This is a genomic window from Enterococcus sp. DIV0421 (genome assembly GCF_051713745.1).
GTDB lineage: Bacteria > Bacillota > Bacilli > Lactobacillales > Enterococcaceae > Enterococcus_D > Enterococcus_D casseliflavus.
In genome coordinates this window covers 419,688-430,000 of the sequence record NZ_JBIOQM010000001.1, presented here as the reverse complement: position 1 = coordinate 430,000, position 10,313 = coordinate 419,688, and the positions used below count along the sequence as shown (strand labels likewise).

Annotated in this window: 9 protein-coding genes and 9 tRNA genes; 17 read left to right on the top strand and 1 reads right to left on the bottom strand. The window is 42.1% G+C overall.

Annotation, left to right across the window (positions count from 1 at the left end):
• Window positions 1-22 precede the first annotated feature (22 nt).
• The 10 genes from IGI96_RS02010 (at window position 23) to IGI96_RS01965 (ending at window position 1,494) form a co-directional block, all read left to right on the top strand.
• A tRNA-Val gene (locus tag IGI96_RS02010) sits at window positions 23-95 on the top strand.
• A gap of 4 nt (window positions 96-99) precedes the next feature.
• Window positions 100-173 (top strand) — tRNA-Asp (locus IGI96_RS02005).
• A gap of 36 nt (window positions 174-209) precedes the next feature.
• A tRNA-Phe gene (locus tag IGI96_RS02000) sits at window positions 210-285 on the top strand.
• A gap of 1 nt (window position 286) precedes the next feature.
• Window positions 287-367, top strand: a tRNA-Tyr gene (locus tag IGI96_RS01995).
• A gap of 5 nt (window positions 368-372) precedes the next feature.
• A tRNA-Trp gene (locus tag IGI96_RS01990) sits at window positions 373-446 on the top strand.
• Window positions 447-474: 28 nt separating this feature from the next.
• Window positions 475-547: transfer RNA gene (locus IGI96_RS01985), tRNA-His, on the top strand.
• A 10-nt stretch (window positions 548-557) separates the two neighbouring features.
• A tRNA-Gln gene (locus IGI96_RS01980) sits at window positions 558-629 on the top strand.
• 41 nt (window positions 630-670) lie between these two features.
• Window positions 671-741 (top strand) — tRNA-Cys (locus IGI96_RS01975).
• 27 nt (window positions 742-768) lie between these two features.
• Window positions 769-853, top strand: a tRNA-Leu gene (locus IGI96_RS01970).
• A gap of 149 nt (window positions 854-1,002) precedes the next feature.
• On the top strand, window positions 1,003-1,494 hold the full coding sequence (locus IGI96_RS01965) for an HIT family protein (protein ID WP_086338020.1): 492 nt from the start codon (window positions 1,003-1,005) through the stop codon (window positions 1,492-1,494).
• Between the two features lie 84 nt (window positions 1,495-1,578).
• Here IGI96_RS01965 and IGI96_RS01960 read toward each other — a convergent pair whose 3' ends face one another.
• Window positions 1,579-3,576, bottom strand: coding sequence for a beta-galactosidase (locus IGI96_RS01960; protein WP_270288407.1), 1,998 nt, complete (start codon window positions 3,574-3,576; stop codon window positions 1,579-1,581).
• Window positions 3,577-4,008: 432 nt separating this feature from the next.
• On the opposite strand from IGI96_RS01960, the gene arcA reads away from it, so the two are divergent.
• The 7 genes from arcA to IGI96_RS01925 all read left to right on the top strand — a co-directional run bounded on the left by arcA (window position 4,009) and on the right by IGI96_RS01925 (window position 10,301).
• Window positions 4,009-5,226, top strand: a complete 1,218-nt coding sequence (gene arcA, locus IGI96_RS01955) for an arginine deiminase (RefSeq protein ID WP_010749205.1) — start codon at window positions 4,009-4,011, stop codon at window positions 5,224-5,226.
• A gap of 384 nt (window positions 5,227-5,610) precedes the next feature.
• The gene (locus IGI96_RS01950; RefSeq protein WP_015510092.1) at window positions 5,611-5,922 is read left to right on the top strand and encodes a hypothetical protein; all 312 of its coding nucleotides are present in this window, start codon (window positions 5,611-5,613) and stop codon (window positions 5,920-5,922) included.
• Entirely contained in the window at window positions 5,923-7,914 is a 1,992-nt protein-coding gene (locus IGI96_RS01945; protein ID WP_086338022.1) for a V-type ATP synthase subunit I, read from the top strand.
• The gene (locus tag IGI96_RS01940) at window positions 7,898-8,371 is read left to right on the top strand and encodes a V-type ATP synthase subunit K (RefSeq protein WP_005229236.1); all 474 of its coding nucleotides are present in this window, start codon (window positions 7,898-7,900) and stop codon (window positions 8,369-8,371) included. Before IGI96_RS01945 ends, IGI96_RS01940 begins: the two co-directional genes overlap by 17 nt.
• A 16-nt stretch (window positions 8,372-8,387) precedes the next feature.
• Complete coding sequence (locus IGI96_RS01935) at window positions 8,388-8,978, top strand: V-type ATP synthase subunit E (RefSeq protein WP_005229237.1); 591 nt, start codon at window positions 8,388-8,390, stop codon at window positions 8,976-8,978.
• A gap of 14 nt (window positions 8,979-8,992) precedes the next feature.
• Window positions 8,993-9,994: a V-type ATP synthase subunit C gene (locus IGI96_RS01930; protein WP_005229238.1), complete on the top strand. Its 1,002-nt coding sequence runs from the start codon at window positions 8,993-8,995 to the stop codon at window positions 9,992-9,994.
• The gene (locus IGI96_RS01925; RefSeq protein WP_016613063.1) at window positions 9,987-10,301 is read left to right on the top strand and encodes a V-type ATP synthase subunit F; all 315 of its coding nucleotides are present in this window, start codon (window positions 9,987-9,989) and stop codon (window positions 10,299-10,301) included. Before IGI96_RS01930 ends, IGI96_RS01925 begins: the two co-directional genes overlap by 8 nt.
• Window positions 10,302-10,313: the final 12 nt, after the last annotated feature.

The following is a 10,313-nucleotide window of genomic DNA, read 5'->3' as shown; positions in this document are numbered from 1 at the left end:
TACAATTTAATGAACAACCTTCGGGGGTTTAGCTCAGCTGGGAGAGCATCTGCCTTACAAGCAGAGGGTCAGCGGTTCGATCCCGTTAACCCCCATTACGGTTTGGTAGTTCAGTTGGTTAGAATGCCTGCCTGTCACGCAGGAGGTCGCGGGTTCGAGTCCCGTCCAGACCGTTTCATTATTTTTGTAAAACTTATATTTTCTTATATGGCTCGGTAGCTCAGTTGGTAGAGCAATGGATTGAAGCTCCATGTGTCGGCAGTTCGATTCTGTCCCGCGCCACCATGGAGGAGTAGCGAAGTGGCTAAACGCGACGGACTGTAAATCCGTTCCTTAGGGTTCAGTGGTTCGAATCCACTCTCCTCCATTTATAGGGGCATAGTTTAAAGGTAGAACAGCGGTCTCCAAAACCGTTAGTGTGGGTTCAATTCCTGCTGCCCCTGCCATTATATATTTCAACAGTTTCTTATCACGGCGGGTGTGGCGAAGTGGTTAACGCACCGGATTGTGGCTCCGGCATTCGTGGGTTCGATTCCCATCACTCGCCCTTTCATTTTTGGGGTATAGCCAAGCGGTAAGGCAACGGACTTTGACTCCGTCATGCGTTGGTTCGAATCCAGCTACCCCAGTACAATCTTCACTTGATTGTAGATTGCAACAATAGTATAATGGCGGTATAGCCAAGTGGTAAGGCAGAGGTCTGCAAAACCTTCATCACCGGTTCAAATCCGGTTACCGCCTTAGTACTAAATACTAAACTTTCAACATGCCGGCGTGGCGGAATTGGCAGACGCGCTGGACTCAAAATCCAGTGCCCGTTGAGGGCGTGCCGGTTCGACCCCGGCCGCCGGTATCATTGATGTATCAGTCTTTTATAAGATTGATACATTTTTTTTGTTTATAAAAGTCTACAAATACGATTTTGAAGGACCACTCATATAGCAAAGATTTTTTTGTTTTGTTACTATTGAAAGCCTTTCCTTAATCTTGTATAGTTTTTACATGAATAGCTGCAAGGAACAGGAAAGAGGGGGGATCAAATTGAAATGGTATGAGAATAGAATCAAATCAGCGATAGATGGGACAAATCCAATGGTGATCAAAGAATTGTCTGGCAGTTTTGCTGTTTATGGCGATGTCCAATTTCTTCCCGGATATTGTGTATTATTACCTAAAAGAGAGGTGGCTTCTTTAAATGATCTAGATTTAAGCGAGCGACAGATTTTCTTAACTGATATGACTCTTTTAGGAGATGCTATAATACAAGATTGTTCTCCATTGAGAATCAATTATGAACTATTGGGAAATACTGATAACTTTCTTCATGCACATTTGTTCCCCCGTTATGAATGGGAAACCGACGAAGCGAAAAAAATGCCTGTTTGGTTGTACGACAAATCCCATTGTACTAATCCAGAGTATCACTATTCAGAAAAAAGAGATGGAGAGCGAAGACAAAAGATAGCCTCTTATTTAGAAAATGCCTATCGCTAGTCTAATGACTCTCCCTGAATCTAGTAACGTCTATTAAAGAACCTCCATGAAGCGATCGCTTCATGGAGGTTCTTTTTCCTTAGATCAATCAACATACTTAAGAACTGCGACTTCTTTTGGTTTCAGAACTACCAACTGTCTGGTTTCTTTGGTTAGAAGGTCTGCTCCAGGGGCTTTCAGCTTCACTTTGGTTGTCTGCTCCGTATGGTTTAAGAAAAAGACGAGTGTATAGCCAGCACCTTTGCGACAGGTAACGGAGACCTCAGTAGGAGCAGCCAAGAAGTGCTGGGCATGAGTCGCTAATTTATGATTTTCCAGAATGGTCGCTAAAAATGTAGTTAGCCCTTCAAGAGACAATTCTGTTCCCACGTAGTACGCATACCCATCGTCGATCTGATTCATAGTAATGGCTGGCTTATCGGACAAATAACCGGATTGGAAGGTTGCCAAAGCTTTCGCACCATTTAGATGAATGACTTCCTCCCATAGAGAATTGTCGTACCGACGACCTTGGAAGTCAATTTGGTGATGGGTAGCTGCTTTCATTGGGTAAAACTCTTCTACAATGATCCCTAAGGTGTCCCTAAACAGTCCTGGATAGCCCCCAAGATAGACTTGGTCATATTCATTGACGATCCCACTAAAGAAATTCGTCAAGAAGATGCCACCTTGTCGCACGTAATCATTGATTTTCTTACCGAAGGCTTCTGGTGCTGAATAGAGATTTGGGGCGATCACTAAAGGATAGCCGTCTAGGGATTCGGAAGGATGGACAAAGTCTACGTTCAGATTTAACGCTCTTAGCGCGCCATACAGGCTGCGTAACTGATGAATGTACTTTAAGGTGCTTGGTTTGGCATCCAATTCCAGCGCCCACCAATTTTCCCAGTCAAAGACAACCGCGACATCAGCCAAGAAGCGCGTCCCAACAATTTCCGACAGTTGCGAAAATTCGTTGCCTAATTGCGCACATTCACGAAAGATACGGCTTGAATGAGGATCTCCGTGAGGCACCATCGCACTATGAAATTTTTCCGCACCGCCACGAGACTGCCGCCATTGGAAGAACATGATGCCATCAGCGCCATGAGCGAGCGCTTCATAACTCCATAGACGCAGCTGGTTGGGTGTCTTGGCACCATTGATTTGCCGCCAATTAACGGCGCTGGTGGCTTGTTCCATGATCAAAAAAGGTTTTTTCTTTAAACTACGAGTTAGATCGTTAGCAAGAAATTGCGGGTAAGGGATCTTTTCAAAGGGATTCGGGTACGAATTCCAGCTGACTACATCCATTTCGGGTGCCCATTTAAACCCATCCACGTATTTGTGCAAGCCCATCAGATTGGTCATGTAAGGGATGCCTTGTGAATATTTTGCGATCGCCGCCTTTTCGAGTTGATAGAGCTCCAGATTCATGTCGGAAAGAAAACGGCGATAGTCTAACTGCTGCGCAGGATTTTTGAAGGTCGGCATCGCTTCAGGTAGAAAAATTTCCTCCCAGCTGCCATAGGATTGACTCCAAAACTTGGTTGACCAAGCATCATTCAATCCAGCGATGGTCTGATATTTCTCTGCTAACCATGTCTGAAATCTTTTCCGACAATGATCGCAATAACACTCGTGGATGTGACAGGTATATTCATTATTGATATGCCACATGACTAGCCCTGGATGATTGGCATAACGGTTTGCGACTGCTTCTGACAAATCGGTGGCATATTGACGATAGATAGGGGAAGTCGGACAGTAGTGCTGGCGCGCCCCATGAACCAGTCGATTGCCATGAATGGTCACAGGCAGCATCTCAGGATGTTTTTGAACAAGCCAAGCGGGAGGCGAAGCCGTTCCGTTGGCTAGGTCGATCATGATATTGTTTTCATATAAAAGATCCATCAACCAGTCCAGAAAATCAAAATCATAGGTGGATTCATCTGGCTGCAGATTGACCCAGCCAAAAATATTGATACTTACATAGTTCACACCTGCTTCTTTCATTAAGCGCATATCTTCAAGAATGACTTCTTTAGACCATTGTTCAGGATTGTAGTCGGCACCATAGTAAAGTTGACGTTGCATTTTCATCAAATCGCTCCTTTATAGACGTTTCTTTAGCATCAAGATACTTGAATCATAGCAAATATTTATCTGTTTGATAGCGGTATCATTTGAAAATCATGAAATGATCCAAAAAAACAAAAATAATTCAATCTGGTTTCGCAGCTAGGACTATCGTCCATCAGTTCTTTTGCCTTGCTGTTTTTTTAACAAAAATATACAATTGAAAAAGGCGGTAAATTAAAGTATCTAGAATTTATATTCTTATCTAGTTGTTTTTTTATCGGAGGTTTCTTTTTGCTGAAATGCATGTTTATAACTATATGATCCAAAAAAACTTTGAATCACGAGTAGAAAAAACACGATGAGTCAGAGAAATGAATAATTATGTGATGAGGAATCAAAAAAATGAATGACATAAGTTATTCAACAAAATTGCCAAGAAGGAGAGACAAGCTCATGAACCAGCCAATACAGATTTTTTCTGAGATTGCCCCTTTAAAACGGGTGCTGCTGCATCGTCCAGGCGCAGAATTAGAAAACTTGATGCCGGATTATCTTGATCGATTGTTGTTTGATGATATTCCTTTTTTAACCCAAGCGCAAAAAGAACATGATTTTTTTGCGGATACGTTAAGAAGCAAAGGGGTGGAAGTCCTTTATTTGGAGGATCTAGCTGCTGAAACATTGACAACAACTGGTGCCAAAGAGGCCTTTTTAGAAGACTATTTAAATGAAACAACGATCCTTGATGAAGAGATTCGCAACGAAGTGCGCAACTTTTTCCTGTCGATTAAAGACAATCGCGCCTTTATCGATCATACGATGGCGGGCTTGAAAAAAAGTGAGGTAGAAATTTCAAAAGCCAGTAACTTAACGGCAATCGTTGAAACAGAATATCCTTTCTTGATCGATCCAATGCCAAACCTATATTTCACGCGAGATCCGTTTGCGACGATTGGTCACAGTGTTTCCTTGAATCGAATGTATTCTGCAACGAGAAGACGGGAAACCCTCTACGGAAAACAAATTTTTACGCACCATCCGATGTTTGCCCGCAATGAGACGAACTTTTTGTATCATCGGGACGAAACGACGCGGATGGAAGGCGGCGATCAGCTGATTTTATCTGATAAAATCGTGGCGATCGGGATCTCTCAACGAACAGAAGTTGCCTCAATTGAAAAAATTGCCGAAACGATTTTTGCCACAGAACCGAGTTTCGAACATATCTTGGCATTTAATATCGGCGAAGAACGAAAATTTATGCATTTAGATACGGTCTTCACGATGGTGGATCATGATAAGTTCACGATCCATCCAGAAATCGAGGGAGAACTTTCGCTGTATTCAATCACTAAACACAAGGACGGTGTGCGAGTATATGAGGAAAAAGATACGTTGGAAAACATTCTTTGCCGTTATTTAGATTTGCCTGAAGTCCACTTGATCCGCTGTGGTGGCGACGATTTAGCAGCGGCAGCTAGAGAGCAATGGAATGATGGGTCTAATACCTTGGCGATTGCACCTGGAGAAGTCGTGGTCTATGACCGCAACACCATTACCAATGGGCTGTTAAAAGAGGCAGGAGTCATTTTGAATGAAATCTCGGGCAGCGAATTGGTTCGCGGACGCGGGGGCCCCCGCTGTATGAGTATGCCGTTTATACGTGAGTAGGTCGATGCTTTGTTATTTTAAATGCTTGTCTTTTCTTTAGAAGCATTTAAGTTAAGAAAAAGACGAGAAAAAACTAAAAGAAAGATTTGAAACATCATTTTGTTTCTAATCTTTCTTTTTTGTCATCATTTAACCCCCAATAAAATGAAAAGGATTTCTTTTTGTGAAAATGTGTAATTTTTGTGACTTTTATATGTAAAGACTATAAAAAAACGCTAGGAACCTTGTTCTATCGCAAAATTTATGTTACGGTTATATTAGAAAACGGAAATAGGTGAAGGTATTTGCCACTTATTGATTTTTGACACCCTACGATCAGCGAATGCCATATGCTTGATTTGTAGTGGTTTTTTTTGCGGAAAAAAAGTGAAAGCAGGTGAGAAAATGACAGTAGATGCCATTCGATTATTACAAGAAGCAGAGCAATTTGCGGAAAATAAAAATAAAGAAGCAGAAGCAGAAAAAAAACAATTGGCACAAGCAAGAGAAGAACGGTTGAAGGCGTTTAAAAAAGAGTTGGCAGAAAAAGAAGCCCAACAAAAAGAAGCAATCAACCAAAAAATCGCAGCTGAGTTGGTACAGTCTAAGGAACCACTCTTGGCTAAGACCCAAGCAGAAGTGGAAACACTGCGAACGATCCCTAATGAATTGAAAGAAGAAGCATTAGCAATAATAATAAATAAGGTTGTGACATAAATGGCAATTGCAAAAATGCAAAAGTTCAGTCTGTTGACCTTTTACGATCAGAAAGAAGCTGTTTTAGAGCAGCTGCAAGACTTTCAAGGCGTAGAACTGCTTTCTTCGGAAAAATATTATGATTCTGAAGAAACGACGGGTGTTTTGACACCGGTTCGCGAGGAACAGTCTGAAGAAGAAATGGAGAACCAGTTTGGTCAAGTCAACTGGAGCTTAAATTTTTTAGAAGAATATGTACCCAAAAAAGGAATGCTGGCACAACTGCGGCAACCAATCAAAAAATATACCCTTCAAGAATTGGCTGAAACAGCCCACACCTATCCTTGGCAAGAATTATGCCAAATCCTTCGTAAACAAGACAAACGTCTTCGCTTGATTGATCAAGAAAAACGCGATGTATTAGCACAAGAAGCAGAACTGTCGATCTGGAAGTATTTCAAAGAACGACCAGCTGTTTTAAAAGAATTAAAAAAATCAGGTGGCTTGTTAGGATCGATTCCTACTTCTGAAATGGCTGACTTTACGACCAACAGTGAAAAGCTGCCGCTTGTCTATGTCGAAACCATTTATCAATCACAAACGACAACTTACTTATTGGTACTTTTCCATAAAGATGTAAAAGAAAAAGTAACTACTCTTCTAAAGAAAGCAGCCTTCGAGCAATACATCTACCCTTATGAGGGGATTCCAGAAGAAGATCTGCAAACGATGAAAGAAAAATCCCAACGTCTAATTGATGAAGAAAAAGAAATCAAAGCTTCTCTTGGTGCGATGACAAAAGAGCAAGAAACCTTGCGGATCGTTGCCGAGTATTTAGATGGAGCGATCACCCGCTTAAAAAGCAGTAAAATGCTTTTGCGTTCGACTCATGCGGTATCGATTTCTGGCTGGGTTCCTGTTGATGGGGCGGCCGAATTAGAAAAACGTATCAAAAAAGGGACCACGGATAACTATTACCTCGAATACCAAGAAGTGACGGAAAAAGAGCTGGCTGATGTGCCGATTTTATTAGAAAACGCACGTTGGATCAAACCTTTCGAAGGACTTGTTCGGATGTACAGCTTGCCGCAATATGACGAGTTAGATCCGACACCATTTATGGCGCCTTTTTACATGGTGGCATTCGGGATGATGGTTGCCGATTTTGGCTATGGGTTGCTCTTGTTTCTGGCGACATTCCTGGGGAAAAAGCTGTTCCACCTCAGCAAAGGGCTGGAACAAAATTTGACCCTCTTTCAGTTGTGCTCGATCCCTACGATTATTTGGGGCTTGATCTATGGCAACTTCTTTGGATTTGAATTCTCATTCCAACTGTTGTCTGCCCAGGATGATGTCAATCAGATCTTAGTCTTATCCGTGATCTTTGGGTACATTCAGATCATGTTTGGCTTGGCGCTGAAATTCTATATTTTATGGAAGAAAAAAGACCAGAAACTGGCTGCGATGTTCCAAGCCGGTTCGTGGATCGTCTTTTTGATCAGTGTCGTTTTTGTCGCCGCAGGAATGCTGCTTTTCCCTGACACCCCGTTACAAACGATTGGGATCGTAATGATCGCTGCCAGTCTTTTAGCAGTGGCAATCGGAGGCAGTTTAGAAGGAAAAACGTTGGCAGGAAAAATCGGTTCTGGATTGTACGGATTGATGGATGTGACCAATTATGTTGGTGACTTGATCAGTTACACCCGTCTGATGGCGTTAGGGGTTGCCGGCGGAAGTATCGCCTCAGCCTTCAACTTGATCATTAGCTACTTGCCGCCAGCAGCCCGGTTTACCGTCGGTATCTTATTATTTGTGGCGCTACATGGCCTGAATATTTTCTTAAGTTACCTTAGTGCGTATGTTCATGGTATTCGCTTGCAGTATTTGGAGTATTTTGGAAAATTCTTTACGGGGGGCGGACGTGCCTTTGACCCGTTCAAATCAAATGAAAATTATGTAGAGATCATCTCAGAAGAAAAGTTACAGGAGGATAATAATGGAAAATTGGATTAGTTTCTTTTACGAAAATGGTGGAATTGTTTTTGCAGCTTTAGGTGTAGCGACCGCAACGATTTGTGGTGGTATCGGATCAACGATCGGTGTTGGGATGACCAGTGAAGCAGCATCAGGCTTGATCTCAGAGCAGCCAGAGAAATTTGGGCAAGCGTTGATTTTGGAATTGCTTTCTAGTACCCAGGGGCTATACGGCTTTGTAATCTCCTTTATGATTTTTGGTCAGATCAGTGGTTCGATCTCATTCGATCGCGGGTTGTATTTGTTTATCGCTTCATTACCGATCGCGTTAACAGCAATTATCGCCGGTAAATGGCAAGGACGTGCCGCAAGTGCTGCGATGCAGATTTTAGCAAAAAAACCAGAACATGTGACCAAAGGAATTATCTTGGTAGCGATGATGGAAACGTATTGTATTTTAGGGTTCGTGATTTCCTTCTTGCTTGTCTTGAATTAAGAGGAGGGAAAAGTGAATGTCTGATATTACACGTTTAACTGACAAAATAACCGCTGATGCGGAAAAGAAATACCAGCTTCAAATCAAAGAAGCACAAAAAGAAAGTGAAAACCAAGAAAATTTAAAACGAGCACAGTTAGAAAAAGAGCTTAATGAACGGTTAGCTTTTTATGAAAAAGAAAAACGTGCTGCGATGTATTTGGAAATCTCAGATGTGCATATCCAATCAAGAAACAAGGTCTTGGCAGCAAAGCAGTCCGTCTTAGATGAGCTGTTTTCTGAGGCTCTGACCCGTTTGAACACGATGGATCAGGCAGCATTTTATACGTTTATCGCGAAAGGCTTGGCGAATGCACGGTTAACTGGTGAGGTCGAGTTGCTTTTAGGTGAGAAGTCCCGTCATTTTGTAGATGAGGAATTCCTTACTAAGTTGCAAGCATCGGTCCCAGAGGTTCAGCTGAAACTGGTAAATAAAACGATCCCTCGCAAGGGTGGCTTTTTGTTGCGACAAGAAGCAATTGAGTTGAATTTTACCTTTGATGCGCTACTAGAAGCCAACAAAGAAGAGTTAAGCAATACGTTACTGCAATTGATTTTTGAACAGTAAGCAGGTGCAAACAGATGAATGACATCAAATATAATACGTTGAATACGAGAATTCGGACGTATGAATCGCAATTATTCGATCGTAGTCGCTATGAGCGAATGCTCTCAGCTGCCAGCGCAGAGGAAATCTATGGGATGCTGCAAGAAACGGTTTATGGTGACTTCATCAATGAAGATGATCGTGTACACGATTTTGAACAAGTCCTGATGGCTGAGTTGAAACGGGTATACGAAACGATGTATCAGTTGACACCAGAAAAAGCGATCGTTGATTTCTTTGCTTTGAAATATGACTATCAAAATCTGAAAGTTTTAGTAAAAGCGGCGTATATGCAAGAAGATTTTTCGGCGTATCTCGTCCCAATCGGCACCCAGCCACTTTCCGTCCTTAAAGATCTGGTCAAGACCAGGAAAAGTACTCAGGTCGCGCAAGAAATGGTTGCCTGTGTGGAAGAAGTCTTTTCTTATATTGAGAACTATCATGAAGTCCAGTCCATCGATATCATCTTTGACAACCATTATTGGGAGCAATTATGGACGATCGGTAAAGAATACCAAGACGAGTTGCTGCAAAGCTTGATTCGCCGTCAAATCGATATCTTCAATATTTCAACAACGTTGCGCAGTTACGCGATGAAACGCAAGCGCGGCTTTATCAGCGCAGTTTTAGCCGACCATGGGAATTTACCTGCAAGTGAGTTGTTAGCAGAAATCACGACTTCTCTTGAGGCGTTTGTGGGATACTTGCAAGGAACCCCTTATAAAGAGCTGATCAATCATAGTTATGAAGAATTGGTAGAAAAGAAGACCTTGAATACCTTTGATATACGTAAAGACAATTTTCTAATGGCGAAGCTCAAAGAACAAAAAATCGTGCCTTTTGGGCCGTCAGCATTGGCAGGGTATCTGTATGCCAAGGAAATTGAAAGCAAGAATTTGCGTATTCTCTTGATTGGTAAAATCAATAAGGTGCCAGAAGAGATTTTAAGAAGTCGGGTGCGTGATAGTTATGCATAAAAAAATAGCAATGATGGGTGGTAAGAACTCGATCTTGCCTTTCAAAGGGCTGGGGATCGATATCTTTCCAGTCAGCGATTTGGATGAAGCCGCCCAACAATTAGAAGAGATAGCTGAAGCGTATGGTGTGATCTTTTTGACCGAGCGGTTGATTGAACAATTAGAACCGATCGTTCGTCGTTACGAAGAAGTACCGACACCAGCGATCATTCCGATTCCAAGTAGTACGGGTAGTTTAGGGATCGGCATGGCACGCATTCAGCAAAATGTGGAAAAAGCGGTAGGAATGAATATATTAGATTCATAACAGACAAGTCAG

Bases quoted from the DNA above. Each gene is read 5' to 3' on its own strand.
- IGI96_RS01965 (WP_086338020.1), top strand. From the start codon at position 1,003: ATGAATAGCTGCAAGGAACAGGAAAGAGGGGGGATCAAATTGAAATGG.
- IGI96_RS01960 (WP_270288407.1), bottom strand. From the start codon at position 3,576: ATGAAAATGCAACGTCAACTTTACTATGGTGCCGACTACAATCCTGAA.
- arcA (WP_010749205.1), top strand. From the start codon at position 4,009: ATGAACCAGCCAATACAGATTTTTTCTGAGATTGCCCCTTTAAAACGG.
- IGI96_RS01950 (WP_015510092.1), top strand. From the start codon at position 5,611: ATGACAGTAGATGCCATTCGATTATTACAAGAAGCAGAGCAATTTGCG.
- IGI96_RS01945 (WP_086338022.1), top strand. From the start codon at position 5,923: ATGGCAATTGCAAAAATGCAAAAGTTCAGTCTGTTGACCTTTTACGAT.
- IGI96_RS01940 (WP_005229236.1), top strand. From the start codon at position 7,898: ATGGAAAATTGGATTAGTTTCTTTTACGAAAATGGTGGAATTGTTTTT.
- IGI96_RS01935 (WP_005229237.1), top strand. From the start codon at position 8,388: ATGTCTGATATTACACGTTTAACTGACAAAATAACCGCTGATGCGGAA.
- IGI96_RS01930 (WP_005229238.1), top strand. From the start codon at position 8,993: ATGAATGACATCAAATATAATACGTTGAATACGAGAATTCGGACGTAT.
- IGI96_RS01925 (WP_016613063.1), top strand. From the start codon at position 9,987: ATGCATAAAAAAATAGCAATGATGGGTGGTAAGAACTCGATCTTGCCT.